Genomic DNA, 26,945 nt, shown 5'->3' with positions numbered 1-26,945 from the left:
CTCCCGTTCCCGCGCTTGTTTGGCGCCAATTGTAGCGGTTGATAGAGCTTCTTTGCTGCATGAAAACCCACGATCGGCTTCCTCACCTGCCCCGAGCCGGGGCCTCATCTGAAGGAACACGATTCGTGACTGATTTCGATACCTCTAAAACGTTTGCCGACTACGGCGTGCGCCAAGATATTGCCGATGCCCTCGCAGAGAAGGGCATCGTCTCCCCCTTCCCCATTCAGGCCCTGACCCTGCCGGTGGCCCTGTCTGGCCAGGACATCATCGGTCAGGCTAAGACCGGTACCGGTAAGACCCTGGGCTTTGGTCTGCCTGCCCTGCAGAGTGTTGCTGTCCCGGGTTCGGACGCTTTCAACCAGCTTCCCGCCCCGGGCGCGCCCCAGGCCCTGATTATCGTCCCCACCCGTGAACTGGCTATCCAGGTGGGCGATGACCTCTCTGTTGCTGCCTCAAAGACCGGCGTGCGAGTAGCGACCCTCTACGGCGGCCGCCCCTACGACACCCAGGTCAAAGAACTGGAAAAGGGCGTTGAGCTGATCGTGGGCACCCCGGGTCGCCTGATTGACCTGCACCGCCAGAAGTACCTCAACCTCACCCAGATCAAGATTGTGGTGCTCGATGAGGCCGACGAAATGCTTGACCTGGGCTTCCTGCCCGATGTGGAGCGCCTTCTCTCTGCTGTACCCGAGGTACGCCAGACCATGCTCTTCTCGGCAACCATGCCCGGGCCCGTCCTAACCATGGCCCGCCGCTACATGAGCCGCCCCATGCACATTCGCGCGGAATCCGGCGAAGAGGAGACCATGACTAAGGCCTCGATTCGCCAGGTTATTTACCGGGCTCACCCCCTCGATAAGGACGAGCTGGTCGGCCGTATTCTGCGCGCCGAGGGCCGGGGCCGCACCGTCATTTTCACCAAGACCAAACGCTCCGCTGCCAAGCTCTCTGATGAGCTGACCGCCCGAGGTTTCGCGGCCGGCGCTATCCACGGCGACCTCAACCAGGGCGCCCGCGAGCAGGCCCTGCGGGCCTTCCGCAACGGCAAGATTGACATTCTGGTCGCAACCGATGTGGCAGCCCGCGGTATTGACGTTGAGGACGTCACCCACGTCATCAACTACCAGTGCCCCGAGGACGAAAAGACCTACCTGCACCGTGTGGGCCGTACCGGTCGCGCCGAGAAGGAAGGCACTGCCGTCACCCTGGTGGACTGGGAGGATGTGCCCCGCTGGAAGCTCATCAACAAGGCCCTGGAACTGGGCGTGGATGAACCGGTCGAGACTTATTCTTCCTCTGCCCACCTCTTTACTGACCTGGGTATCGCTAAGGGTACCAAGGGCCGCCTGCCTAAGGCTGAGCGTACCGCAGCTGGCCTGCAGGCCGAAGAGGCTGAGGACTTTGGTGGTACCCCGGCTCGTGAGAAGCGCCAGGAGCGCGGCGGCCGCGGGGATCGTCGCGGACGTTCGGGCTCCCGTTCTCCGCGCCGCGAGGGCTCACGCTCTGGCGGTGAGGGCCGGGGGCAGAAGCGCGATGAGCAGCGTGGCGGTCAGGGCGGGGAGGCTGAGTCTAAGCCGCGCCGTCGCCGTACCCGCCGGGTTGAGGGTGAAGCCGGGCAGGAGCGTCCGGCTCGCCGCCAGCGTCAGCAGAAGCCTGCTGAAGCGGCTGAAGGTGGCCAGCAGGGTGAGGACCAGCGCCGCCGTCGCCGCCGCACCCGCCGGGTAGAGGGCAGCGACAGCTAACCCCTAGGTACCATTTAAATCAGAAATGACCAGCAACTAGCTGGTCATTTCTGATTTAAATGGTACTCACAAGAGCTTATTCGTTTATGAAGGTGAAGCATGCTCACAGCGAAGCTGCTGGCTCGGCGGCTGGCGTGAATCGCATTGTGAGCGAAGCGAACCATGCGAGAGGGTCGGCAGCGAGCGTGAGCATGCGGAACCGCCAGTGAACAAGTCACCCTACCCTAGCGGGTGGCGCGGGCCTGGCCTTCTGCATAGCCAGCGGCCGACTGAATACCCACAACAGCTCGCTCGGCAAACTCCTCGATGGAGGCAGCACCGGCGTAGGTGAAGGATGAGCGGACGCCCGAGATAATCGAGTCGATCTGATCTTCTACGCCGCCGCGGCCCTCGGGCAGGTAGATTCGGGCTGATGAGATGCCCTCTTCGAACATTTCGCGGCGGGCCTTTTCAAAGGCTTCGGTCTTGGAGTTGCGGTTGATGACCGCGCGGCGGGAGGCCATGCCGAAGGATTCCTTGTAAAGGCGGCCGTCGGCGTCCTGCAGTACGTCGCCGGGTGACTCGTAGGTGCCCGCGAACCAGGAACCGACCATGACGTTGGAGGCACCGGCGGCCAGGGCCAGGGCGACGTCGCGGGGGTCCTTGATACCGCCGTCCGCCCAGACGTGTACGCCCAGCTTCTTGGCTTCAGCGGCGCATTCCAGCACGGCGGAGAACTGGGGTCGGCCCACGCCGGTCTGCATGCGGGTGGTGCACATGGCGCCGGGGCCAACGCCGACCTTGATGATGTCGGCGCCTGCTTCTGCCAGGTCGCGGACGCCCGCGGCGGTGACCACGTTGCCGGCGGCTACGGGGATGGAGGGGTTGAGGGCTTTGACCTTCTTGAGGGCCTCGATCATGGTTTCCTGGTGGCCGTGGGCGGTGTCGACTACGAGTACGTCGGCACCAGCCTCGATCAGGGCGGCGGCGCGACCTGCTACGTCGCCGTTGATGCCAATCGCAACGCCGATGCGGAGCTTGCCGTTGGCGTCGGTGGCCGGTTCGTAGAGGCTGGCGCGCAGGGCGGCCGAGCGAGTCAGCACGCCGACCAGCTTGCCGTCAGCATCCACAACGGGGGCAACCTTGCGGGACTTCTCGTGCAGAATGTCGAAGGCTTCACGCGGGGTGACGGTGTCGGGCAGGGTGAGCAGTTCGGTGCTCATCAGGTCTTGTACCTGGTCAAAGTTGTCTGCCCCGCGCAGATCCTTGGGGGTAATGACGCCGATGGGGGCTTCGCCGTCCACAACGATAGCGGCCCCGTGGGCGCGCTTGGGCAGCAGGTGGCGCACGTAGCCTGCGGTGTGGTGGGGCTTGACGGTGATGGGGGTGTCGAAAATCAGGTGGGAGTTTTTGACCCGCTTGATGGTTTCGGCGACGATATCGGTGGGAACGTCCTGGGGAATGATGGCGATGCCGCCGCGGCGGGCAACGGTTTCGGCCATGCGGCGGCCAGAAACGGCGGTCATATTAGCGATAACCAGGGGGATGGTGGTGCCGGTTCCGTCAGCGGTGGAGAGGTCTACGCCCATGCGGGAACCTACCGCGGAGCGGGAGGGAACCATGAACACGTCGTTGTAGGTCAGGTCGGTGGTGGGAGTCATATCGTTAAGAAAGCGCATGCTTCCCACTCTAAAAGATGAGCGGCTTCTGGGCACAACATTTCGCCAAGAGCTGATTTTTGCACAGTCTTAGCCTATTTTAAAAAGTTATTAGGTCTACCCTACCCCGATTTTTTATTCGGCGCAACCCTCTACACCTGTTTTCTTAGTCTTGTCGCGCCAGCTTTGGGCAATTTTTCCGTCTAGCTTCTTCTCATCCCTGTGCGCGGACGCCGGGGCGTAGGCTGGTGGGCAGGGGCAGGTTCTCTGCCTCATAGCTTCTTCCGTGAAAGGTTCAACGATGAGCGATTCAAACCTCTTGGTTCCGGCAGCCGATGACCCCACCTGGTGGCGTCAGGCCGTGGTCTACCAGATTTACCCCCGGTCCTTTGCGGATGCCGACGGCAACGGGATCGGCGATCTCAAGGGCATCACGGCTAAGGTTCCCTACCTCAAGCAGCTGGGGGTCGATGCCGTCTGGCTCTCCCCCTTCTATCCCTCAGCCCTGGCCGACGGCGGCTACGATGTCGATGACTTCCGCGATGTTGACCCGAAAATTGGTACCTTGGCTGACTTCGATGAGATGGCCAGCGCCCTGCACGCAGCGGGCCTGAAGCTCATCGTTGATGTGGTGCCCAACCATACCTCCAACCTGCATATCTGGTTCCAGGAGGCCCTGGCGTCCGCACCGGGGTCGGCGGCCCGTGACCGCTATATCTTCCGTGATGGCTTGGGCGAGAAGGGCGAGCTGCCCCCGGCTGATTGGACCTCTATCTTCGGTGGCCCTGCCTGGGAGCCGGTGGGCGACGGCCAGTGGTACCTGCACAACTTCGCGGTAGAGCAGCCCGACCTCAACTGGGATAATCCCGAGGTCCATGAAGACTTCAAAGAAACTTTCCGTTTCTGGGCTGACCGCGGTGTCGATGGCTTCCGCATTGACGTGGCCCACGGTATCGCCAAGGACCTACCCGAGGTACTGCCCAGCCAGGCAGAACTCGACGCCCTTCCCAAGGACGGCACCCACCCCATGTGGGACCGCGACGACGTACACGAGATTTATAAGGAATGGCGGGCCGTTTTCAATGAATACACCCCGCCCCGTACCGCCGTGGCAGAAGCCTGGGTGGAGCGCGACCGCCGCCCGGCCTACGCGTCCGCCCAGGGCCTGGGCCAGGCCTTCAACTTTGACCTGCTCACCGCCCGTTTCGAGGCGGGTGAGTTCCGCAAGATTGTGGCTGAGAACCTGGAACTCTCAGCCGAATCCGGCTCGTCGAGCACCTGGGTGCTGTCCAACCACGACGTGGTGCGCCACCCCACCCGCTACGGCCTGCCCTTCGTGGAGGGTAAGACCAACGAGAAGGTAGGCCATGAGTGGTTGCTCGCAGGTGGACCGGCCGAGGAACTTGACCGGGAATTGGGTTCAGCCCGTGCCCGCGCCGCTACCCTCTTCGAGCTAGCCCTGCCCGGTTCGGCCTACCTCTACCAGGGTGAAGAGCTGGGCCTGCACGAGGTCGCCGAGATTCCCGACGAAGACCGCCAGGACCCCACCTTCTTCAACTCCCCCGGCGTCAACGTCGGGCGCGACGGCTGCCGGGTGCCCCTGCCCTGGGAGGCGGACGGCCCCTCCTTCGGTTTTGGCCCGGCAGCACCGCATCTGCCCCAGCCGGCCTGGTTCGCCGACTACGCTGTAGCCGTTGAGGACCAGCAGGAAGACTCTACCCTCAACCTCTACCGGTCAGCCCTGGCAGCCCGCCGTCAGCTCCAGGGGGCCGAGGAACTGACCTGGCTCACCACTGATTCGGCTAACCTGCTGGCCTTTGAGCGCCCCGGCGGCTGGGTCAACCTGACCAACTTCAGCACCGAGCCCGCACCCCTGCCAGCTGACCTGGCTGACGCCGAGTTCATGCTGGGCTCTACCCCCGGTGCCGCGGACGCCTTCGCCACAGGTTCCGTACCCGGGTCAGCTACGCTCTGGCTCAAGAAGTAGCCCAAGAACTAGGGGTAGGGCAGGTACATCGCCCGGCGGCTGGCGCGGGGCTGGCGTGAATCATAGCGAGCGCCCCGGCGCGAGCTATGAGAGGGTCGCCGCCGGGGATGTATCTGCCCTGCCCCATAACCCGGCTACCTAGCCAACTCACGAATCCGCTCGACCGTCTCGCGGGGCGTGGTGTTTTCACCCAGACGGTTGGGTTTTCCGGTGCCGTGGTAGTCCGATGATCCGGTGACTAGAAGGTCGTGCCGGGCTGCGGTTTCCAGCAGCCAGGTGCGGCCTTCTTCCGGATTGTCGCGGTGGTAGACCTCAAAGCCGGCCAGGCCTACCTCAATCATGGCGTAGATGGTGTCGTCGCTTGCGAGTTTTCCGCGGGCGGACGCCTTGGGGTGGGCCATGACCGGAACACCCCCTGCCGCACGTACCAGTTCAACAGCCTTCACAGGGTCCACGGCGTAGTGGGGCACATAGTATTTTGAGCGGGTGGTCAGAATGGTTTCGAAGGCTTCTGACCTGTTGGCAACAGCGCCAAGGGCTACCAGGGCATCGGCGATGTGGGGGCGGCCTACGGTAGCGCCCTCGTGCACCTGGTCCTGGACGGTCTCCCAGGTAATCGGGTAGTCTTCGGCGAGTCTTTCGACCATACGCTGGGCGCGGCCTACGCGGGAGTCTCGGGCTCTGCTGATTTCGGTCAGAAGGGCAGGGTCTGCCGGGTCGTGCAGGTAGGAGAGCAGATGGATGCTCACGCCCTGAGCCGAGCAGGAGATTTCCATGCCGGGCAGGAAGTCTAGCCCCAGGCGTCCGGCTGTCTGTTCAGCTTCTGCCCAGCCAGCGGTAGTGTCGTGGTCGGTCAGGGCGAATCCGGTAAGCCCGGCGGCGGCTACGTCGGCAACCAGCTCGGCTACCGGCTGGGTGCCATCAGAAATACGGGAGTGGGTGTGCAGGTCGTACATAGCACCAGACTACCCGCGTCAGCTCGCCTGTAACAGGCAGCAACCGTTAGCCTCCCTTAAGTATCAAGGGCACTATCTTCAGCTAGACGCGCCGTTACCCGGCTCACTAGACTGGTAGGCATGACTACTAGCGAAAATACCTCAACTCCCGGTGACGATCAGCCCATCGAAGAGCGCGTCACCAACCGCTCTGCTGCCCCCAAATCCAGTGCTTTTACTGACTTTATGGCAGCCAACTGGGCACCGGCGTCCGACGAGCTCCCGGCCCGCGCCCGTGTAGCCGACTTTGCAGCTGAGCGCCGCGCCAAGATTTCTGCGCTCTTCCCCGGCGAGCGCCTGGTTCTGCCTGCTGGCCCTCTGAAGGTGCGTTCAAACGACACCGACTACCGTTTCCGCCCCCATTCAGCCTTTGCCCACCAGACCGGCCTGGGTCTAGATCATGAGCCCGATGCTGTGCTGGTCTTTGAGCCCGTTGAAGAGGGCCAGGGAGATAACGGCTCCAACCACGAGGTCACCCTCTACTTCCGCCCCCTGGCAGGGCGCGATACCGAGATGTTCTACCGCGACCCCCGTTACGGTGAATTCTGGATTGGCCCCCGACCCACCCTCGAATCGCTGGGTGCCGAGTACGGTCTGCGCACCAAGGACTTAGGTGAGCTTGAAGTAGCTATCACCAAGAACGCCGGGCCTGAAGCTCTGGGCGGTGTGCGTATCCGCCTGGTCCGCAACGTCGATTTGAACGTCGATGCTCTGGTCGATACCTCCCGCTACAACACCTCAGTTGACCTGGAAGAATCTGATAAGCTCGACGCTGCCCTGACCGAGGCCCTCTCTGAGGCCCGCCTGGTCAAGGACGCCATCGAGGTGGAGAACCTGCGCCGCTCAGTGGACCTGACCATCGACGGTTTTGCTGAGGTCGTCAAGGCCCTGCCCGCTGCTGTTGCCCACCGCCGCGGTGAACGCGTGGTCGAAACCGCCTTCTTCGCCAAGGCCCGTGTTGAAGGTAATGACCTGGGCTATGACACCATTGCCGCCTGCGGGAACAACGCCACGATTCTGCACTGGATCCGTAATAACGGCACCGTCGATGAGGGTAAGCTGCTGCTGCTCGATGCCGGTGTTGAGGACGACACCCTCTACACCGCGGACGTCACCCGCACCTTCCCTGTCAACGGCAAGTTCTCCGAGGTTCAGGCTAAGGCCTACAACATTGTGCTCGAAGCTGCCGATGCTGCCTTTAAGGTTGCGGTGCCGGGTAAGAAGTTCCACGAGGTTCACGACGCTGCCATGCAGGTTCTGGCGACCCGCCTTCACGAGTGGGGCCTGCTGCCTGTCTCCGCTGAGGTTTCCCTGTCGGCTGAGGGCGGCCAGCACCGCCGCTGGATGCCCCACGGCACCAGCCACCACCTGGGTCTGGACGTGCACGACTGCGCCCAGGCCAAGAACGAGCTCTACATGGAGGGCATCATCGAGCCCGGCATGGTCTTCACTATTGAGCCCGGTCTTTACTTCAAGGAAGAAGATCTCGCTATCCCTGAGGAGCTGCGCGGCATCGGTATCCGTATCGAGGACGACGTGCTGGTCACCGAGGACGGCAACGAGAACCTTTCTGCCGCCCTGCCCCGCACCGTTGAGGGTATCGAAGCATGGATGGCGGAGAACTCCCGCTAAGTAAGGTGCTATGGGGCTTGTTCATAGGAGTCGGTGAAGCAGGCTCGCAGCGAAGCTGCTGGCTCGGGGCTGGCGTGAATCGCTTGTGAGCGTTAGCGAACCAGCGAGAGGGTCGGCAGCGAGCGCGAGCCTGCGTAACCCCTGATGAACTAGCCTCTCAACTGCATAAGGAAACCCCGCCTGCTCTCTTCCAGAGCGGGCGGGGTTTTCGTTAAGTTTTGTCGTTTAGAGGCGGGTGATTTTCAAAGACTTGATGAACCAGTCTGAGAAGGTCCAGATGAAGGTAGCATCGAAGCGGTGGGGGCCGGTGACGTCCTGTTCGTAGGCAGTTCCTACCAGCTGTACCTGGGCGGTAGCTGAGCCGGTTTCTTCTGCGGAGGTGGTGGCGATATCTTCAAGGGTTGCCTCGTCGAGGTCGAAGAGGTCTTCGTCGAGATCGTCAATCCACTCCTGGGCAGTTTTTACCGCACCGTTGGGTAGGGTGAGCTGAAAGTCGCCGGTGAGGAATTCGATAATGAGGTGCTGGTTGTTCTCGCCGATGTAGCCAATGAGTTCTTCAAAGCGGGTGGCGAGTTTCTGGTCGGGTGTCATTGGCCGTCCTTCTGCGGTGTCTGCTCGGCTTCTGCGGTTTCGGGGGCCTTGCGGATGGTTGCCTCAAATTCTTCGGGGGACTCCACGCGCAGGCCGTAGCGCTGCTCCCCCTTTTCTGCGCGAATCGCTTCGATACGCTCGTTGGTGGCGGGGGGCTCGGGGGCCTTGCGGATCATCTGCTCGAATTCTTCGGGGGACTCCACGCGCAGACCGAACTTACCGGCGGCCTTCGAGCCGTCGCGGTTGGTTTCAGCGGGAGGGGTGAAGACGGGGGCGGACGGACGCTGCTCGGCTGCCGGTGCCTGGTCCTGCTTCTGATCCGCCGGGTTAAATCCAGGCAGGAAGGGTTCGGGGGCCTGCTCTTGCTTGGGAGAGGGGGCTGAGGGGTCAAACCATTGGGGGGCCTGCTGGTTACTCTGCGCCTGCTGACCGTTCTGTACCTGCTGGCCGCTCGGGGCGCCCTGGGGCTGCTGGGCCGCATAGCCCTGGGGGTTAGCCTGGCTCATACCGGGGTGAACGTAAGGGCTGGAAGTCTGCCCGTTCTGAGCGAAGGGGTGAGCGCCGGAACCGTGCACACCGCTGTGGGCACCGCCGTTAGGCTGCACGGTGACGCGTAGCAGGTGGCGGGCAGCCTGGGCGGTGGCCGGAATGGCCATCAGGTCAAAGCGCTGGGGTAGCATCTGGGTGCGGGTTCGGATTCCGCGTCCCTTGGTGCGAGAAGCAACGATGATTGCATAAATCATGCAGAAGGCTATTGCCAGGGGCACGATGCTGAGGAAGTTAGCCAGAATAGGGGTCTGGGTAATCACGGCGTTGAAGAGGGCGACAAGGGCACCGAGGCTTAGACCCTGGAAGACACCTGCTAGGGCAGCTCGTGGGTAGGTGGCCTGACCGGTCACATAATCAACCTGCTGCACATCGTGCCCTACCACGTACAGGGAGTGTACGGGGAACTTCTGGCTGGCCAGAAACTCGATAGCCTTATTGACCTCTTTACGGTCGGTGAAGGTGGCTACCAGCTCACCGGGAGGTAGGTGGGTGCCATCTGCCATGGCCAGGGCGGGAGGTGCTTTGAGTTGATCCATGCTCCCATTTTTTCGCAAAGTTCACTGAGTTTGCGGGGAGCACGCCGGGGTATCGCCATAGGTGAACTAAGTAGGGTTATTCTCACTCTGCTGGCAACCGGTGGCAGCTGCGGGCTGGGGCGAGTACCCTTGATAACTGTGAGTAGCGTACCGAACAAGATTTTTATCGCCCGCCTGCTGGGCCTTGACGTTTTTGACCCCCACGGTGACCGCCTGGGCCGTCTACGCGATGTGGTGGTGCTCAAAAGCGGTTTTACCCAGTTCAGTGCAGTGGGGTCTTTGGCTAAGCTCAAGGAACCGGTTGTGGTGGGTATCGTCATCGAAATCCTGGGCAAGAAGCGTATTTTTGTTCCCATGACTCGTGTGACCAGTATCGACTCCACACAGGTGATTCTGACCGGTCTGGTGAATCTGCGCCGCTTTGAGCAGCGCGGCTCTGAGGCCCTGGTAGTGGGCGAGCTCTTTGACCGTAAGGTACAGTTACGCGACGGGTCGGGCCGCGCCCAGATTGAGGACGTTGCCATGGAGCAGCGCCGCAACGGCGACTGGTTTATTTCTGAACTCTTTATCTCCCGCGGCCACGCTAGCCTGATGCGTCGCCGTAAGGAAACCCTGATTGTGGACTGGGATGAGGTTATACTCTCCACCGATTTTGAGCCCCAGGCAGCAACAGCTTTCGTAGCCAGCCACGAAGACTCCAACCCCGCTGACCTGGCAGACGCTATTCACGAGATGCCCGATAAGCGCATGGTGGAAGTGGCCCAGGAGCTCCAGGACGAGCGCCTAGCAGACGTGCTCCAGGAACTGCCCGAAGAAGACCAGGTGCAGATTCTCTCCCACCTTGAGGTAGAGCGAGCCGTTAACGTTCTGGAAGAGATGGAGCCGGACGACGCCGCCGACCTTCTGGGTGAGCTGTCAGATACCCAGCGTGAAGAGCTACTCACCCTCATGGACCCCGAAGATTCGGACGACGTCCGCCGCCTACTCGAATACGAGGAAGGAACTGCCGGTTCACTCATGAACCCGGTGCCCATCATCCTTTCCCCCGAAGCGACCGTAGCTGAGGCCCTGGCCCATATCCGCCAGGAAGAAATCTCCCCGGCCATGGCAGCGGCGGTCATGGTCACGCGTCCGCCCCTTGAAACCCCCACCGGCAAGTACCTGGGCATTGTGCACATGCAGCGCCTGCTCCGGCACTCCCCCAGCGAGCAGGTAGGCAACATCATCGACACCTCCATTGAGCCGGTCACCGACGCTGCCAGCATTGAAGAGGTCACCCGCGTGCTAGCAACCTACGACCTCACCATCATCCCGGTGGTCAACGACCACGACCGCCTGGTTGGAGCGGTCACGGTGGATGACGTGCTCGATGAAATGCTGCCCGATGACTGGCGCACCTATGACGATGGAACCCCAATTCGAAAGGTAGGCCGCCGCTTTGAGTGATGCACGTGAGCGCAACGATTCAGCGCAGACTCTCGGGACCCCGCAGCAGAAGAAGCGGCGGCCGCTCTTTCAGCTGAGCCCTAACCCCGATGCTTTCGGTCAAATGACCGAAAAAATTGCGCGTTTTATGGGTACCCCGCAGTTTTTGCTGTGGATGACGATTTTCTGTGCCCTCTGGCTGGGCTGGAATACGCTGGCGCCTGAGGAGCTTCAGTTTGACCCCCGTGCACTGAACTTTACCCTGCTCACCCTCATGCTGTCTTTGCAGGCCTCTTATGCTGCGCCCCTGCTGCTGCTGGCGCAGAACCGCCAGGACGACCGTGACCGTGTGGTTGCCCGACAGGACAGGCAGCGCGACCAGCGCAACCTGGAGGAGACCGAGTATCTGACCCGCGAGATTGCCTCCCTACGTATTACCCTGCGAGAGGTTGCCACCCGTGACTTCGTGCGCGGCGAGATGCGCGACATCATGGACGAGCTCGCTGAGGTGCAGCGGCGCCAGGAGGAACTGTTTGCCCGCGCGGAAGCCCTAGCAGCTAAGGCGAATGAGCGTGAAGAGCCCGAGACTACGAAGCCCTTCGACCCCAATGCTGCACAGCCTGTGACCAGCGCCTTTGACGTGCTGAGCGACGACCACCCCAAGATGCGCAAGAAAAAGAAAGTTAAGGATATCGACCGCTCCTTTGAGTAGGCGATGCAACCCATGCAGACATCACACCTGAATGAAGAGCTCTTAGCGGCTCTTGCGACCGTTATTGACCCTGAACTTCGCCAGCCCATCACCGAGCTGGGCATGGTAGACCGGGCGGAATTGACCGGCTCAGTTGCCAGTATCAGGGTGCTGCTCACCATCGAAGGTTGCCCCCTACGCTCGACGATTGAGGCGGACGTCCGCGCTACGGTCTCTGCCCTGGAGCAGGTGAGCGAGGTTGAGCTCGAGGTCAGCTATATGAGCCCCGACCAGCGCGCTGCCCTACGTCAGAAGTTGGGGCACACCAAGCAGAACCCCTTTACTGCCCCCGGCTCCCTGACCCGTATCTTTGCGGTAGCTTCGGGTAAGGGCGGAGTGGGCAAGTCCTCTGCGACCGCTAACCTGGCAGCGGCCTGTGCCTCCATGGGTTTGAGCGTTGGCATTATTGACGCCGATGTGCACGGGTTCTCGATTCCCGGGCTGCTGGGCATTACCGCTGGCCCTACCCGCATGGACGACATGATTATTCCACCGGTGGTTGAGGCCCCTTCAGGTGGTGGTGTCATCAAGGTCATCTCTATCGGTATGTTCGTGAAGCCCGACCAGCCGGTCGCCTGGCGCGGCCCTATGCTGCACCGGGCCCTGGAGCAGTTCCTCACCGACGTACACTTCGGCCACCTGGATGTGCTCTTCCTCGATCTGCCCCCGGGCACCGGCGATATTGCGATTTCAATGGCCCAGCTGCTGCCCCACGCCGAGATTCTTCTGGTCTCAACCCCGCAGCTGGCCGCCGTGGACGTGGCCCAGCGGGCCGGTACCCTCAGCCTACAGACCGAACAGAGGGTGATTGGGGTGCTAGAAAATATGGCCGCCATGCAGCTGCCGGACGGCACCACCCTGCCCCTCTTCGGAGAAGGGGGTGGGGCCGTCCTCACCGAGTCCCTGGGCAGGGCCCTGGGCTACGAGGTGCCCCTACTGGGGTCGGTACCGCTCGAGGTTGCCCTGCGCGAGGGCGGGGACGCCGGCACCCCGGTGGTCTGGGGTGCGCCCGAGACCGCCGCGGCGCAGGAACTGGTCAAAACCGCCCAGGCCCTGACCCACCGTCCGCGCGGGCTAGCGGGAGCCCCCCTGCCCTTCACCGTCTAGCCCGGCCCAAGGGGACCGCAAAACTTCAAAAGGACCGCATAATATGCGGTCCTTTTTTGAAAATCAGGTCCCCTTGGCGGGAGAAAGAGTTTAGGTGGCCTCAGTATCGAAGGGGGCCCAGGCGCCGCGGGGCAGGCGCACACTCACAGAGGGAGCCGGTGCAGCTGCCGCCTTTTCTTCAAGTTCCTTGCGGCGCTCTTCGTCGTCCTCAGCAAAAGCCTCGCGCACAATGACGCGGGGATCGTACTGGCGGGGGTCGTACTGGCGCCAGTTAATATCGCCCAGGTCGGGGCCGAGAGTTTCTTTGAGGTCGTCCTTAGCGTCAAAGGCCATACGGCGAACCCACTTGATAAAGTCTTTGAGCTGCTGGGCATATTCGGGCATGCGTTCTGGCCCGATGACAACAAACACCAGGATCGCTAGAACGATAAATTCGAGGCCGCTAATTCCAAACACACAAAGAGATTACCAGCTCAGCCCGAGTGTTCGCCCATAAAACGAGCGGGGTTGATTAAGATGTTTCCAGAATCATTCCCGCGCGCACTCATGTGAAGGTGAAGTACTAGGTGAATACTCAGGAACAGGCTCGAAGCTGGGTTTATGCTGAAGAGTTCCCGTTGGAGGCTCCGGCGGTGGCTTCTGCCCGGGCTGGGGCCGAGCGGTTGGACGCCGCCCCCGTCGCCCCGTCGGTAGCTTCCCTGCTTACGGTGCTCGCGGCAGCTACCAAGGCCCAACACGCTGTAGAAATCGGTTGCGGTGCCGGAGTTGCTACGGCTGCCCTGCTCACGGGTCTGGCCCCCGGTGCGGCGCTCACCGCCATCGATATCGATGCCACCCGCTGCCAGGCAACTCGCACGCTGCTGGCAGCTGCCGGTCTTGATAAGAGCCACCGGGTGCGCGTCATCACCGGCGATGCTGCCGAGGTACTCCCCCGCCTCTCAGCGGCCTCCTACGATCTGGCCTTTATAGACGCCGGTAGCCAGCTAGCTGAACAGCTGGTCTACGATACGCTGGCCCTCCTAGAACCTGGCGGGCTCCTGATTCTGCACGACCCGCTGGTGGGCGGGGCTGTTGCTAATCCCACGGCCCGTGATGCCGTAACCGTTTCGGTACGCTCTGTCTTACACGAGGTAGCGGCCTGTACCGCCGATGTTTTTGTCTCCCTTGTACACGCGGGCGAGGGTCTCTACCTGGTCTACAAACGCTAAAGCCCCCGCCCCAAACCGGTGGGGTTCGGAGCAGGGGCCGGGCTTAGAGCCGAAGCCTAGACGTTTTCAACGCACTTGCGGATCGCTTCAACTTCTTCTTCGGTGATATCAAGAACCAGGCGGCCGCCACCTTCAACGGGAATGCGCATGACGATGCTGCGCCCTTCGCGCACGATTTCGAGGGGGCCGTCGCCGGTGCGTGGTTTCTGAGCTGCCATCTTGGTTCTCCTTCAACGAGGGTTGGTCTGCGGTTTCTTGGCTTCTGTTGCCGGTCTCACCTTCTTTTAATCATAGTGCTTAGTGGCTCACTTCTGGCGTTTTTGGGTGGAAACTTACAGGTTTAGGGCGGGTAGTCTCCGCCGCCGGGTAGCTGCTTCCAGTGCCAGAGCCAGCCGACCCAGCCAAATTGCAGGGTTGCTCCGCTAAGAATCAGCAGCCAGCGGTAGGCCCGCGAAGCGGATAGGGCCACGAGGGGCAGAAGGAGCGGGAAGAGGGGCAGCAGTAGGCGGAAGGTGGAGGACTGCGGGTTGAAGAAGGCCAGCATATACACCGCGTAGGCAGCACACCAGGTGATGAGCGCCGGGTGGAGTACCCGCCGGGTCACGGGAGCCAGCAGGGCCAGCAGGTAGGCGCCCAGTAGCAGGATAAGGACGAGGGGGCCTCTCCCCTGCCCCAGGTAGAGCTGGCTCTGGGTGTACCAGGGCATAAAGGGCAGCACGTGCTCCCCGCCAGCTCTCCATGCGGCCTCGGTAGCGGTGTAGGCGTCGATTCGCCCGGTGGACGCCCATGCGATGGCCGGGTGGATAAAGGCGAAAGCACACACGGTGAGGGCAGAGGCAAGTTGCGGGGCGGTTGTTTTGAAGGCGCTCAGCAGGTTCTCAGCACGGGCCTGCTGAACCCAGCACACAAACCACCAGATGCCAACCACGGCTCCCAGGGGCACACCCACAGGGCGGGACAGGGCCGCCCCAAGGGCCGGAAGAAGCAGAAGCACATAGCGTTGCTGTACCAGCCAGTAGAGGGCCCAGGCCAGGAAGAAGAGGCCGGTTGCCTCGGCATAGCCGGTTTGCAGAATCGGCGCAACGGCGCAGAAGCTAACGGCGGCGGTTGCCCACAGGGCGGTTGTCTCTAGCTCAGTGCCCCGGTGGGCAGGAGCGCCCCCGGCAGCAGCCCCGCGTGCCTGTAGGCTGGCTTCAAAAAGCCGGTAGATAAACCAGGCTGCCCCAAAGCCGAACAGCAGGGAGACAGTAGGGGCAACCGTCTGATAGCTCAGCCCGGTCGCGCTCGTCATAGCTCCGCTGATCAGGGGGTAGAGGGGGTAAAAAGCCCACTCGTTTTGGGCAACATGACCGTTGGCGTCCACGGGGAGAACTTCGGGGTAGCCGCCAGCGGCTATCTTGGCGTACCAGTCGGCGTCCCAAATAGTAACAAACTCCAGGTAGCCCATTGAGGTATTTTTCCAGGGGCTAAAGGTCTGGTGCAGGCCCACGGTTGAGAAAATAAACCAGCCCCAGAGCCGGCTTGCGGCATAGACCAGGGCCACTCGCAGGCCGATGGGCAGGCTCGTGAAGAACAGCAGGCCCCAACTGGCGCTCACGCTCAGGGTCGCAGCAGTGCGGTCAAGCACCCCGCTGCGCTGTGGTGCGGACGGACGCCCCACTTCCCTACCCCTCCCCGCGAAGGTCGGTAGCAGCGTCCTGACCCCGAGCACCGCGCAGGGCCTCAAGCTCTGCGCGCAGGCGACTGTTCTCGGCTACCACCTTAGCGAGCACCCCATCAACCTCATCGCGGTTATAGCCCAGGGCCGAGGTAGCAAAACGAACCTGCTCCAGCTCGTCCGTGCCCGGGCGGTCCGAAAGAATCAGGGGCGGCTCAGCGGCAGGAACCAGCGCTAGGCCGTCCTTGCTTGCCGCATCGATAACCTTCCGCCCCGGAATCAAGCGGTCCGTGCCCAACACCGCGCACCCGGCCATCACCGCCGCCAGCACCACAAAGGTCACCGCAACCAGTAGATAATTCATACCGTCCTCCCGCAGGAGCCAAGCCCTCTCGCCCAGCACCACTCAACAAAACCCAACAAATATGACTGCAAAAACACGACACCCCGTGTAACAAGTTGTTTACCTTACAGGGGGTAAGGTAAGGCACATACACCATTTGGTTTGTGCCACAGCACCTCAATGCTACCGGCGCACGCACTGAATCCACCACAAGAGAGGAAGCCCAGTGACTACTGACGCACTGGTTCAGCTCACCCACGTCAACAAGCACTACGGTGAGAACCACGTCCTCAAGGACATCAACCTTTCCATCGGCAAGGGCGAGGTTGTCGTCCTCCTCGGCCCTTCGGGCTCCGGCAAGTCAACCCTCTGCCGCACCATCAACCGTCTTGAAACCATCACCGACGGCACCATCACCATCGACGGAAAAAAACTGCCCGAAGAAGGTAAGGAACTCGCCAACCTGCGCGCAGAAGTCGGCATGGTCTTCCAGTCCTTCAACCTCTTCGCCCACAAGACCATCCTCGAAAACGTCACTCTAGGCCCCCGCAAGGTACGCGGTATGGGCAAGGCCGAATCTGACGAGCTGGCCATGAGCCTGCTCAAGAAGGTTGGCGTCGATAACCAGGCCTCCAAGATGCCCGCCCAGCTCTCCGGCGGCCAGCAGCAGCGCGTCGCTATCGCCCGTGCCCTCGCCATGAAGCCCAAGGTCATGCTCTTCGACGAGCCCACCAGCGCCCTTGACCCCGAAATGGTCAACGAAGTACTCGACACCATGGTCTCCCTCGCCCGCGAAGGCATGACTATAATCGTGGTAACCCACGAAATGGGCTTCGCCCGCAAGGCAGCAGACCGTATCGTCTTCCTGGCCGACGGCGAAATCGTCGAAGAAGCCACCCCCGACCAGTTCTTCACCAACCCCCAGTCAGACCGCGCCAAGGACTTCCTGGGTAAGATCCTGGGTCACTAAGGACGGCCAGCCATGAATCTCTCCCGCGCCAAAGCAAAGGCCGCAGCCTGCGCCGCCCTGCTCGCCACCGGCGTCCTCGCACTCTCCGGTTGCTCCGCCACCGGTAGCGAAGACACCATCCGCATCGGCATCAAGTACGATCAGCCCGGCCTGGGCTACCAGGACGGACGCAACTACACCGGATTCGACACCGACGTAGCCCGCTACGTTGCAGCTGAACTCGGCTACTCCGAAGAGCAGATCGAATGGGTCGAAGCCCCCAGCGCCAACCGCGAAAACATGCTCACCAACAACCAGGTAGACATGATTTTTGCGACCTATTCCATCACCGAAAAGCGACTCAAGACCGTCGACTTCGCAGGCCCCTACTTCGTCGCTGGCCAGGACCTGCTGGTCCAGGCAGAGAACACCGACATCACCGGCCCCGAATCTCTTGCCGGGAAGAACCTGTGCTCCGTCACCGGCTCAACCAGTGCAAAGAAAATCCAGGACAAGTACTCATCAGAGGTCCAGCTGGTTCAGCAGAACTCCTACTCTGACTGCGTTGTCGCCCTCAACGCCGGCATGGTCGATGCTGTGACCACCGACGACATCATCCTGGCGGGTCTCGCCTCTACCAAGGCCAACCAGGGCGAGCTCAAGCTCGTTGGCAATACCTTCTCCACCGAAAACTACGGTGTCGGCCTGCCCAAGGGCTCCGACAAGTGCGCCGCCATCAACGCAGCCATCAACAAGATGGTCGAAACCGGCGCCTGGGAAGAAGCCATCAAAAAGAACGTAGGTGCCGCTAACTACACCTACAACGCCGAGCTGAACCCGCCCGTCCTCACCGACGCCTGTGCCACCGTTGACGCCAAATAAGGCGGCAACGCCCAGCACACCTTCACCACACCACAATCTTTCAACCATCGGAGGCTTTCATGTCGTTCTCTGAACAGCTCTCCACGCTCTTTGCCACCTACGACGTCATCGGCGCCTTCTGGACCAACATCCAGCTGACCTTCTGGGCAGCCATCGGATCTTTCGTCCTCGGCTCCCTGCTAGCACTAATGCGTATCTCGCCCGTGCCCTCCCTGCGCTGGGCGGGCACCGCCTACGTGCACCTAGTCCGCAACACTCCGCTGACCATTCTGATGACCCTGGCAATCTTGGGCGTGTGGACCCAATTCCAACTCTCACTGGCAACCAGCTTTGAGTGGAACTTCTTTATCTACGCCGTCATCGTCCTTGCCATCTACCACGCGGCCTTCGTCTGTGAGGCCATCCGCTCCGGCGTCAATACTGTGCCCGTCGGCCAGGCTGAAGCGGCCCGCGCCATTGGCCTGGGCTTCCTGCCCACCGCCCGCTACGTCATCTTCCCGCAGGCCCTGCGTGGCTCCATCACCCCGCTGGGCAACACCCTGATTGCACTAGCCAAGAACACCACCGTAGCCACCGTAGCCTCGGTCGCTGAGGCCTCGGGCATGATGAAGTCCATGATTGAGTTCAACTCAGACCTGATCTTCATGATCTTCTTCGTCTTTGCCATGGGCTTTGTGATTATTGTTGTCCCCATCGGCCTGCTAACCACCTGGGTCTCTCGTAAACTGGCGGTGAAGCGATGAGCAAGCGTATGACCTCAACCTCGGTACTCTTTGACGTACCCGGCCCCAAAGCCCGTGCCCGAACCCGCATCTTCAACATCGTGGCTCTTGTGCTCCTGGCAGCAGGCTTTGCCTACGTCATGATGGTGATGAACCGCCAGGGCCAGCTGGAAGCCGATAAGTGGACTTCCCTCTTCTCGGGTAACCTCTGGGCCAACTACATCCTGCCTGCCCTCTGGAAGACCCTCTCAGCCGCACTGATTTCTGTGGTCACTTCGGTGGCTTTCGGTCTCTTCTTCGGCCTGGCCCGCCTGTCACCCAATAAGGCCGTGCGAGCCTTCGGCACCGTGGTCGTGGAGTTCTTCCGCGCCGTTCCCGTGCTGATCATGATGATCTTCTTCTGGCTCTTTTTGGGCAAACTCAACCTCTTTGCCCCCTCACAGCTACCCTTTATAGCCGTGGTTCTGGGCCTGACCCTCTACAACGGCTCAGTCATCGCTGAGCTTCTGCGCTCCGGTGTTCAGCAGCTGCCCAAGGGCCAGGGTGAAGCCGGTCTGGCTATCGGCCTGACCCCCTGGAAGGTACTGACTCTGATTCTGGTACCCCAGGCTCTGACCGCCATGATGCCCTCGCTGCTCTCGCAGTTCGTGGTCATTCTCAAGGACACCGCCCTGGGCTACATCATCTCCTACCCCGAGCTGCTGGCTGCTGCCCGCCGCTTCGGCTCTGGCGAGGGCAATATCCTGCAGATGCTCCTGCTGGCAGCCCTCATCTTCGTGGTCATCAACTTCGCCCTGACCCTCTTCGCCGAGTGGCTCGCTAAGTACATGAGTTCCCGCTCCGACGTAGAGATCAAGCACGCCGACGGTGTGCCCGGCGAGGTGGACGAAGCCCGCCCCAAGACCGAGCTGATGTTCAAGATCCCCAAGCACTAGCGTCCGCGTTTGACGCTCCGGTTACAGACCAAGGGCCCCATCGCACGATGGGGCCCTTGGCGTTTTTCTCGATGGGGCTGTGCAGGGTTCTTAGGCTGTGAGCAGGTTTTTCTCTGCACACAGCCCAAGAAGTCTGCACATGCTGGCTGGGTTTAGGACGCCGTCAGCCAGCTTTCCAGCGCCGTATAGCAGGTACGCACCTCGGAGGCTTTAACGTGCTCGTTATCGGTATGGGCCAGCAGGGCGTCACCGGGCCCAAAATTCACGGCGGGAATACCGATCTCGCTGAAGCGAGCGACGTCCGTCCACCCGTACTTGGGCTTGGGGGCTTGGCCCACCGACTCAATCAGCGAGCGCGACATGGGCGCGTCCAGGCCCGGGCGGGCAGCTGATGAGAGGTCAACGAAGTCTAGCTCGTAGCCCTCAAAAACCTCATGCAGGTGCGCGACGGCTTCGTCCAGGGTCTTGTTGGGAGCAAAGCGGTAGTTGATGTGCACGCCGGATTCATCGGGAATCACGTTCCCGGCCACCCCGCCTGAAATTTGCACGGCATTGAGCCCCTCACGGTAGGCCAGGCCCTCAACCTCATAGGTGGCAGGCTGGTAGGCAGCAAGACGCCCCAGAACGTCCGCCATCTTGTGGATAGCGTTGACACCCTTCCAGGCGCGACCCGAATGGGCGGCGATGCCCGAGGTGCGAATCCAGAAGCGGATGGTGCCGTTGCAGCCGCCCTCAATGGTGCCGTCGGTGGGTTCCAGGAGCACGGCAAAGGCCGCGTCGGTCAGCTTCTCCCGGTGGTTGCGCATCAGGCGGGCAAGCCCTGAGAGCTCTGATGCAACCTCTTCGTTGTCATAAAAGACGTAGGTGATATCGTAGCGGGGCTCCTTCAAGCGGGCAGCTAGGGCTAGCTGCACGGCAACCCCGCCCTTCATATCCACGGACCCGCGGCCGTAGAGAACCCGTTCCCCCGCTTCCTCAGACCAAGAAGCAGGTACGGTACCTCGTGAGCCTTCGGTACGGGGCAGGGGCACCGTATCCAGGTGGCCTGCCAGCACAATGCGGGTATCCCGGCCCAGGTTAGTGCGGGCGATAATGGCGTCGCCGTCGCGGGTTATCTCTAAGCCGCCGATACCCTCAAGGGACGCCTGCACGGCGTCCGCCAGACGCACCTCGGCGCCAGAAACAGAATAAATATTGAGCAGGTCAGCAGTGAGATCTTCAACGGGCTGGGTTAGGTTCAGGACGCCGGGGCCAAGGTGCGCGAACTCGGCGGCCTGGGTGAGGGTAGGGTTCTTGGTCATGGTTCCACCATACAAGCAGATAGGGCAGCAGACCGGTTTGATTCCGTAGACTGGTAGGCATGACTGAAAATAACTCTCGTGTAGCATCTGGCCTGGGCCTGGCCACCGTCGTCGCCTCCGGCGAGAACGAAGGCACCGTACTCGATGTCTGGTACCCCGCCCCCGCCCTCACCGAAACCCCCGACGACTCCGTAGCAGCCGACCTCGAAGCCCTGGTCGAAGCAGACGAGGACCGTAACGTTGTGCGTGAGCTGGTCAACGTCACCATCAACCTCGATGAGGCCCCCGCCAACGCAGCGGACGCCTACCTGCGCCTGCACCTGCTCTCCCACACCCTGGTTGCCCCCAACACCATCAACCTCGACGGCCTCTTTGGTGCTCTCGCCAACGTCGCCTGGACCAATTTCGGCCCCGTCCTGGCCAGCGAATTCAACACCGTCTCACTGAAGCTGCGCCGCCGCGGCGCCCTGGTCGTCACCCACGTCGATAAGTTCCCCCGTATGATCGACTACGTCGTGCCCGCCGGTGTTCGTATCGGCGACGCCGACCGCGTCCGCCTGGGTGCCCACCTGGCAGCTGGCACCACCGTCATGCACGAAGGCTTCGTCAACTTCAACGCAGGCACCCTCGGCGAATCCATGGTCGAAGGCCGAATCTCCCAGGGCGTTGTCATTGGCAACGGCACCGACATCGGCGGCGGCGCCTCAACCATGGGCACCCTCTCCGGCGGCGGTACCCAGCGTGTCTCCATCGGTGAGCGCTCCCTGCTCGGCGCTGAAGCCGGCATCGGTATTGCCCTGGGCGATGACTGCGTGGTTGAAGCCGGCCTGTACGTCACCGCTGGCTCCCGCGTGACCGTCCTCAACCCCGGCGCTGAGCCCAAGATCGTCAAGGCCCTGGAACTCTCCGGCGTCAACAACCTGCTCTTCCGCCGCAACTCCGTGACCGGCGCTATCGAAGTTCTACCCCGCGCCAACAACACCGTAGAACTGAACTCAGAGCTGCACACTAACTAAAAAGTAGGTAATCATTTCGCGAGACGGGCTTATGCTCGCTGCCGATATTTACTGAAGATTAATATACTCAAGACCCGCCCTACCGGCTGACCGGTAGGGCGGGTCTTTACAATGGGAGAACACACTCACAACACATCAGAAAGCTATTTATGAAGCGTTCTCTTTCTCTGCTGGCAGGTCTTGGCCTGGTTTCTTCCAGCGTTCTCGTTCCTGCAGCTTTTGCAGCAGATGGTACTACTGACCTGGGCGATTTGACCGTGCTGGCCTCAACCGATGTTCACGGCCGCGCCCTCAACTACGATTACTTCACCGGCGCTCCGTATGGCGAAGGTGCTAAGGCTCTGGGTATGGAGCACCTGGCTACCGCCATCGCCCAGACCCGGGCAGCAAAGGGTGCAGAGTCCACCCTGGTGCTCGATAACGGTGACGCCAACCAGGGCAACCCCTTACAGACCTACTACCAGAACAACCGCACCGCAACCAGTGTTGACCCCATGGCATCGGTCTTTAACCTGTTGGGCTATGACGCCGGCGTAGTGGGCAACCACGAGTTCAACTACGGCCCCGACGCCGCTGCCCAGTACACCCAGAACCTGACCATGCCCCTGCTGGGCGCTAACGTCATCGACACCGCAACCGGCGCTCCCGCCTACGAGCCCTACACCATGATTGAAAAGACCGTGGGCGGCGAGAAGATCCAGGTAGCCGTGATCGGCGTGGTAACCCCCGGGGTTCGCGTGTGGGATAAGGCTACCGTTGAGGGCAAGCTGGAATTTAAGGACGCTGCCGCTACCGTCGCCGAATGGGCACCCAAGGTCAAGGCGGCAGGGGCCGATGTGGTCGTCGTCCTCGCCCACACCGGCCTTGACGCCGAGGGCTACACCTACGACCCGGCAGAGCTGACCGAAAACGTCGCTAAGTCTGTTGCCGAACAGTCCACCGACGTTGATGTGGTCGTGGGCGGTCACTCCCACGTCACCAACAAGGTTCAGGAATACTTCACCAACAAGAACGGTGAGCCGGTGCTCTACACCCAGCCCGGCTACTGGGCCCGTTTCCTCTCCGAGGTCACCCTGCCCCTGGTCAAGGAAGCTGACGGCGATATTGAGGTCAAGTGGACCGAGGATGAAAAACCTACCGCTCTTGCCCTCAACGCTGGTGACTACGCTGCCGACGCGTCCGTCCTCACCGCTATCGAGCCCTACCACTCAAAGACAACCGAGTGGGTGCAGACCGTCGTTGCTCAGGCAACCGCTGAAATGCCCGCCGCCACCAGCGCCTGGGAAGACACCGCTGTTCTGGACTTCATCAACATGGTACAGACCGAAGAAGTCACCCGGGCCCTAGCCGGAACCCAGTACGAGGGCCTGCCCGTCCTTGCTGAGGCCTCCCCCTTCTCCCGCACTGCTGTCTTCAAGCAGGGCGATGTGACCATTGCCGATATGGCCAGCCTCTACATCTACGACAACACTCTCTACGCCGTAGAACTCACCGGAGCCCAGCTCAAGGACTACCTGGAATGGTCAGCCCGCTACTACAAGCAGCAGGAACCCGGAGCTGAGATCACAGACTGGTCCACCGTCACTAACGCCCTCTACGAGGGTGCCACCCGCGGTATTCCCGACTACTCCTACGACGTGCTCTCGGGCGTCAACTACCACATCAATATTTCCAAGCCTGTCGGCGAGCGCATTGAGGGCCTCACTCTGCCCGACGGCACTGCTCTGGCAGATGACCAGAAGGTCATCCTGGCTCTGAACAACTACCGCTGGTCAGGTGGCTCAGGCTACCCGCACGTCACCGCAGCTCCTATCGTCTACGAAGAGCAGAAGGCCGTGCGCGACCTCATGATCGACTGGGCTATCACCAACAAGACCATCGACCCGACCACCTTCTTCGTGAAGAACTGGACGGTTGGCACCAGCTCTCTGCCCACCGAGCAGGCTCCTGAAGAGACCCCGACCCCGGCTCCCAGCGACAGCCCTACCGCTGCTCCTTCAGCTGAGCCCACGGTAGTCCCCACCGAAGAGCCGACTGCAAGCCCCAGCGCGGACGCCCCCGCCCCGGCTCCCAGCGATAGCCCGGCTTCATCGGCCTCCGCTAACACCAGCCAGAGCGCTGTGGCAGGGGCCCATGAAACTGGAAAGAGCGGCGCACTAGCCCACACCGGTGCTACTGCTCTGCCCCTCCTCGCAGGTGCTGCCCTCCTACTGGGTCTAGGCGCTACCGCCTTCTTCGCCGCCCGCCGCAAGAACAGCTAGGAGTAAGCGTCCGCGCCTTTTACCCTAGATGTGCTCAGCCCCGCCACCGCTTCTACCGGCTGGCGGGGCTGAGTGCAGGTAAGCTAGAGAAAACACCAATCGTCTACTAGGGGAAAACGTGAAGATTCTCGTTACCGGCGGCGCCGGCTACATCGGCTCCCACACCGTACTCGAACTGCTCAAGGCAGGCCACGAGGTAACCGTTATGGACAACCTCTCAAACTCCTCCATGGAGTCCCTGGCCCGCGTTGAAGAGCTGACCGGCAAGACTGTAGAGTTCCGCAAGGTTGACCTGCTGGACCTGCCCGAGATGAAGCAGCTTTTCAACCTGGTCAAGCCCGATGCCGTGATCCACTTTGCAGGTCTTAAGGCTGTGGGCGAGTCCGCCGAGAAGCCCCTGTGGTACTACCAGACCAATGTCACCGGCACCCTCAACCTGCTCTACGCCATGGAAGACGCAGGCTGCCACTCCATCGTCTTCTCATCGTCTGCAACCGTCTACGGCGAGCCCGAGTCTATGCCGCTGACCGAGAAGCTAAACATGGACGCCCAGTCCTGCTACGGCCGCACCAAGGAGCACATCGAAGATATGCTCATCGACCTAGCAGCCTCAGATTCTAAGTGGAACATTGCCCTGCTGCGCTACTTCAACCCGGTAGGTGCCCACGAGTCCGGCCGTATCGGTGAAGACCCGGCTGGCATCCCCAACAACCTGGTACCCTTCATTGCCCAGGTCGCTGTGGGCCGCCGCGAATACCTCAACGTATTCGGCAACGACTACCCCACCGTCGACGGCACCGGTGTGCGCGACTACATTCACGTCGTTGACCTGGCGGACGGCCACCTCAAGGCCCTTGACTACATCACCACCCACGGCGGCCTGCACACCTGGAACCTGGGTACCGGTAACGGCTACTCGGTGCTTGAGGTTCTGCACGCTTTCGAGAAGGCTGCGGGTAAGGAGCTACCCTACAAGATTGTGGACCGCCGCCCCGGCGATGTGGCTGTTTCCTACGCAGATCCCGCTGCTGCCCTGGCAGATCTGGGCTGGTCTGCTACTCGCGACATCGACACCATGGTGCGCGATCACTGGAACTGGCAGAAAAATAACCCCCAGGGCTACGAAGCATAACGGGTAGCCCCTAAAGCCAAGCCCCGGCGTCCTTATCTCCACAGAGGTAAGGACGCCGGGGCTTAGTGATGCGCTGCCTGGCAGCTTATCGTTCGGGGTAGTGGCGTTCAGCTTCGCCGATGTAGACCTGGCGGGGGCGACCGATCTTGCGGTCGGGGTCCTGGATACCTTCGGTCCACTGGGCAATCCAGCCGGGGAGGCGGCCCAGTGCGAAGAGGACGGTGAACATGTGCTCGGGGAAGCCCATGGCCTTGTAGATGAGACCGGTGTAGAAGTCTACGTTGGGGTAGAGCTTACGTTCGATGAAGTAGTCGTCGTTGAGGGCCTTCTCTTCGAGACGCTTGGCGATATCGAGCAGTTCGTTGTTGCCGCCAATGGATTCGAGGATTTCGTCTGCGGTCTTCTTGACGATACGAGCGCGGGGGTCGTAGTTCTTGTAGACGCGGTGGCCGAAGCCCATGAGGCGGACCCCGTCTTCTTTGTTCTTGACCTTCTCCATGAAGTCTTCGGGGCTAATGCCGTCCTTCTGAATCTGGTTGAGCATCTTGAGCACTGCCTCGTTAGCGCCGCCGTGCAGGGGGCCGTAGAGGGCGTTGATGCCGGCTGAGACGGAGGCGAACATGTTGGCGTTTGAGGAGCCGACCAGTCGCACGGTGGAGGTGGAGCAGTTCTGCTCGTGGTCTGCGTGCAGGAGCAGCAGCAGATCGAGAGCCTTGGCGTGCAGGGGGTTGACCTCGTATTCCTCGGTGGGGAAGCCGAAGCACATGCGCAGGAAGTTCTCGGTGTAGTTGAGCTCGTTCTTGGGGTAGATGGAGGGCTCGCCCTTGGACTTCTTGTAGGCGTAGGCTGCCAGGGTGGGCACCTTGGAGAGCAGGCGGTAGGTTGAGATTTCTACCTGACGGGGGTCGAAGGGGTCGAGGGAGTCAGAGTAGAAGGTCGACATGGCTGAGACGCTGGATGCGAGGACGGCCATGGGGTGGGCGTCGCGGGGGAAGCCGCGGAAAAAGAATTTGAAGTCTTCGTGCACCATGGTGTGGCGGCGAATCATCTGGTCGAAGTCTTCAAGCTGGGCGGGGGTGGGCAGTTCCCCGTAGATAAGCAGGTAGGCGGTTTCGATGAAGCTGGATTTTTCTGCCAGCTCTTCGATGGGGTAGCCGCGGTAGCGCAGGATGCCGGCGTCACCGTCGATGTAGGTGATAGCTGACTTGGCGTTTGCGGTGTTCATGAAGCCCGGGTCGTAGGCTACCTTACCGGTTTCTTTGAGCATGCCTGCAACTTCGAAGGCACCGTTACCTTCGGTTGCTTCTACTGCGGGCAGGGGCAGTTCTTTGCCGTCATAGCTCAGCAGCGCTTTGTTCTCAGTCATTGTGTTCCTCCTGTCATACGAGGCAACGTACGTGCTGTGTGATGAAGTGGGATTCTAAAAAAGGACGGTGCGGCTTTCGCGGGGTGGTGGAAGGCCGCACCGTGCACGTACGCACGTCATCTATGGTCTACATTACAGCAGAATAATGCGCGGGGTCACATTGGTGTGCGTTCAGAAGCTACATTACGTTCTTTAGCTGAGCTTATTTGACATTAACA

Annotated in this window: 25 protein-coding genes; 14 read left to right on the top strand and 11 right to left on the bottom strand. The window is 61.4% G+C overall.

The window, feature by feature from the left end; genetic code table 11:
• The first annotated feature begins 59 nt into the window (after positions 1-59).
• Positions 60-1,745 (top strand): DEAD/DEAH box helicase, encoded by a 1,686-nt coding sequence (locus ACRCJM_RS01030; RefSeq protein WP_431463453.1) that lies wholly within the window; start codon positions 60-62, stop codon positions 1,743-1,745.
• A 224-nt stretch (positions 1,746-1,969) separates the two neighbouring features.
• On the opposite strand, the gene ACRCJM_RS01025 is transcribed toward ACRCJM_RS01030, so the two are convergent.
• Positions 1,970-3,403, bottom strand: coding sequence for a GuaB1 family IMP dehydrogenase-related protein (locus ACRCJM_RS01025; protein WP_431463452.1), 1,434 nt, complete (start codon positions 3,401-3,403; stop codon positions 1,970-1,972).
• Positions 3,404-3,517: 114 nt separating this feature from the next.
• Positions 3,518-3,658: a hypothetical protein gene (locus tag ACRCJM_RS01020; RefSeq protein ID WP_237204589.1), complete on the bottom strand. Its 141-nt coding sequence runs from the start codon at positions 3,656-3,658 to the stop codon at positions 3,518-3,520.
• A gap of 25 nt (positions 3,659-3,683) precedes the next feature.
• On the opposite strand from ACRCJM_RS01020, the gene ACRCJM_RS01015 reads away from it, so the two are divergent.
• Positions 3,684-5,369: a glycoside hydrolase family 13 protein gene (locus ACRCJM_RS01015; RefSeq protein WP_431463451.1), complete on the top strand. Its 1,686-nt coding sequence runs from the start codon at positions 3,684-3,686 to the stop codon at positions 5,367-5,369.
• Between the two features lie 134 nt (positions 5,370-5,503).
• On the opposite strand, the gene ACRCJM_RS01010 is transcribed toward ACRCJM_RS01015, so the two are convergent.
• On the bottom strand, positions 5,504-6,325 hold the full coding sequence (locus ACRCJM_RS01010) for a PHP domain-containing protein (protein WP_431463450.1): 822 nt from the start codon (positions 6,323-6,325) through the stop codon (positions 5,504-5,506).
• 120 nt (positions 6,326-6,445) lie between these two features.
• Between ACRCJM_RS01010 and ACRCJM_RS01005 the strand changes: the two genes are divergently transcribed.
• Positions 6,446-7,996: an aminopeptidase P family protein gene (locus tag ACRCJM_RS01005; RefSeq protein WP_431463449.1), complete on the top strand. Its 1,551-nt coding sequence runs from the start codon at positions 6,446-6,448 to the stop codon at positions 7,994-7,996.
• A 225-nt stretch (positions 7,997-8,221) separates the two neighbouring features.
• Here the strand turns inward: ACRCJM_RS01005 and ACRCJM_RS01000 are convergent, their stop codons facing one another.
• Positions 8,222-8,587 (bottom strand): hypothetical protein, encoded by a 366-nt coding sequence (locus tag ACRCJM_RS01000; protein WP_431463448.1) that lies wholly within the window; start codon positions 8,585-8,587, stop codon positions 8,222-8,224.
• A complete protein-coding gene (locus tag ACRCJM_RS00995) occupies positions 8,584-9,672 on the bottom strand; it encodes a general stress protein (protein WP_431463447.1) in 1,089 nt (362 codons plus the stop codon). Before ACRCJM_RS00995 ends, ACRCJM_RS01000 begins: the two co-directional genes overlap by 4 nt.
• A 138-nt stretch (positions 9,673-9,810) precedes the next feature.
• On the opposite strand from ACRCJM_RS00995, the gene ACRCJM_RS00990 reads away from it, so the two are divergent.
• The 3 genes from ACRCJM_RS00990 to ACRCJM_RS00980 are packed head-to-tail and all read left to right on the top strand — an operon-like array spanning position 9,811 to position 12,955.
• The gene (locus tag ACRCJM_RS00990; protein WP_431463446.1) at positions 9,811-11,118 is read left to right on the top strand and encodes a magnesium transporter MgtE N-terminal domain-containing protein; all 1,308 of its coding nucleotides are present in this window, start codon (positions 9,811-9,813) and stop codon (positions 11,116-11,118) included.
• Positions 11,111-11,809, top strand: a complete 699-nt coding sequence (locus ACRCJM_RS00985) for a DUF1003 domain-containing protein (protein ID WP_431463445.1) — start codon at positions 11,111-11,113, stop codon at positions 11,807-11,809. The genes ACRCJM_RS00990 and ACRCJM_RS00985 overlap by 8 nt, the downstream gene beginning before the upstream one ends.
• A 3-nt stretch (positions 11,810-11,812) precedes the next feature.
• Positions 11,813-12,955 carry a P-loop NTPase gene (locus ACRCJM_RS00980; RefSeq protein WP_431463444.1) on the top strand — a complete coding sequence of 381 codons (1,143 nt, stop codon included), beginning with the start codon at positions 11,813-11,815 and terminating at the stop codon, positions 12,953-12,955.
• A gap of 90 nt (positions 12,956-13,045) precedes the next feature.
• Here ACRCJM_RS00980 and ACRCJM_RS00975 read toward each other — a convergent pair whose 3' ends face one another.
• Positions 13,046-13,411 carry a Sec-independent protein translocase TatB gene (locus ACRCJM_RS00975; RefSeq protein ID WP_135013724.1) on the bottom strand — a complete coding sequence of 122 codons (366 nt, stop codon included), beginning with the start codon at positions 13,409-13,411 and terminating at the stop codon, positions 13,046-13,048.
• Between the two features lie 110 nt (positions 13,412-13,521).
• Here ACRCJM_RS00975 and ACRCJM_RS00970 point away from each other — a divergent pair, with 110 nt between their 5' ends.
• Entirely contained in the window at positions 13,522-14,163 is a 642-nt protein-coding gene (locus tag ACRCJM_RS00970; protein WP_237185782.1) for an O-methyltransferase, read from the top strand.
• 56 nt (positions 14,164-14,219) lie between these two features.
• Here the strand turns inward: ACRCJM_RS00970 and ACRCJM_RS00965 are convergent, their stop codons facing one another.
• From ACRCJM_RS00965 to ACRCJM_RS00955, 3 genes are all read right to left on the bottom strand, one after another.
• Complete coding sequence (locus tag ACRCJM_RS00965) at positions 14,220-14,381, bottom strand: DUF3117 domain-containing protein (RefSeq protein WP_135013726.1); 162 nt, start codon at positions 14,379-14,381, stop codon at positions 14,220-14,222.
• Positions 14,382-14,503: 122 nt separating this feature from the next.
• Positions 14,504-15,823: a hypothetical protein gene (locus ACRCJM_RS00960; RefSeq protein ID WP_431463443.1), complete on the bottom strand. Its 1,320-nt coding sequence runs from the start codon at positions 15,821-15,823 to the stop codon at positions 14,504-14,506.
• A 4-nt stretch (positions 15,824-15,827) separates the two neighbouring features.
• On the bottom strand, positions 15,828-16,184 hold the full coding sequence (locus ACRCJM_RS00955) for a DivIVA domain-containing protein (protein WP_431463442.1): 357 nt from the start codon (positions 16,182-16,184) through the stop codon (positions 15,828-15,830).
• A gap of 205 nt (positions 16,185-16,389) precedes the next feature.
• On the opposite strand from ACRCJM_RS00955, the gene ACRCJM_RS00950 reads away from it, so the two are divergent.
• From ACRCJM_RS00950 to ACRCJM_RS00935, 4 genes are read left to right on the top strand one after another with little or no spacing between them, the layout of a single operon-like run.
• Positions 16,390-17,133, top strand: a complete 744-nt coding sequence (locus ACRCJM_RS00950) for an amino acid ABC transporter ATP-binding protein (RefSeq protein WP_431463441.1) — start codon at positions 16,390-16,392, stop codon at positions 17,131-17,133.
• 12 nt (positions 17,134-17,145) lie between these two features.
• Positions 17,146-17,994: a glutamate ABC transporter substrate-binding protein gene (locus tag ACRCJM_RS00945; protein WP_431463440.1), complete on the top strand. Its 849-nt coding sequence runs from the start codon at positions 17,146-17,148 to the stop codon at positions 17,992-17,994.
• A gap of 59 nt (positions 17,995-18,053) precedes the next feature.
• Positions 18,054-18,737 carry an amino acid ABC transporter permease gene (locus ACRCJM_RS00940; RefSeq protein WP_431463439.1) on the top strand — a complete coding sequence of 228 codons (684 nt, stop codon included), beginning with the start codon at positions 18,054-18,056 and terminating at the stop codon, positions 18,735-18,737.
• Entirely contained in the window at positions 18,734-19,651 is a 918-nt protein-coding gene (locus ACRCJM_RS00935) for an amino acid ABC transporter permease (protein WP_237237165.1), read from the top strand. The genes ACRCJM_RS00940 and ACRCJM_RS00935 overlap by 4 nt, the downstream gene beginning before the upstream one ends.
• 152 nt (positions 19,652-19,803) lie before the next feature.
• On the opposite strand, the gene dapE is transcribed toward ACRCJM_RS00935, so the two are convergent.
• Positions 19,804-20,952 carry a succinyl-diaminopimelate desuccinylase gene (dapE, locus tag ACRCJM_RS00930; protein WP_431463438.1) on the bottom strand — a complete coding sequence of 383 codons (1,149 nt, stop codon included), beginning with the start codon at positions 20,950-20,952 and terminating at the stop codon, positions 19,804-19,806.
• A gap of 50 nt (positions 20,953-21,002) precedes the next feature.
• Here dapE and dapD point away from each other — a divergent pair, with 50 nt between their 5' ends.
• From dapD to galE, 3 genes are all read left to right on the top strand, one after another.
• Positions 21,003-21,968 carry a 2,3,4,5-tetrahydropyridine-2,6-dicarboxylate N-succinyltransferase gene (dapD, locus tag ACRCJM_RS00925; protein ID WP_431463505.1) on the top strand — a complete coding sequence of 322 codons (966 nt, stop codon included), beginning with the start codon at positions 21,003-21,005 and terminating at the stop codon, positions 21,966-21,968.
• Between the two features lie 149 nt (positions 21,969-22,117).
• Entirely contained in the window at positions 22,118-24,229 is a 2,112-nt protein-coding gene (locus ACRCJM_RS00920; protein WP_431463437.1) for a 5'-nucleotidase C-terminal domain-containing protein, read from the top strand.
• Between the two features lie 118 nt (positions 24,230-24,347).
• Positions 24,348-25,361, top strand: a complete 1,014-nt coding sequence (gene galE, locus ACRCJM_RS00915; protein WP_237204605.1) for a UDP-glucose 4-epimerase GalE — start codon at positions 24,348-24,350, stop codon at positions 25,359-25,361.
• A gap of 85 nt (positions 25,362-25,446) precedes the next feature.
• On the opposite strand, the gene ACRCJM_RS00910 is transcribed toward galE, so the two are convergent.
• Positions 25,447-26,727 carry a citrate synthase gene (locus ACRCJM_RS00910; RefSeq protein WP_237223411.1) on the bottom strand — a complete coding sequence of 427 codons (1,281 nt, stop codon included), beginning with the start codon at positions 26,725-26,727 and terminating at the stop codon, positions 25,447-25,449.
• Positions 26,728-26,945: the final 218 nt, after the last annotated feature.

Source organism: Rothia sp. L_38, from assembly GCF_050689125.1.
Taxonomy (GTDB): Bacteria; Actinomycetota; Actinomycetes; order Actinomycetales; family Micrococcaceae; genus Rothia.
The sequence above is the reverse complement of the archived record's forward strand: the minus strand, read 5'-3'. Positions and strand labels throughout refer to the sequence as shown.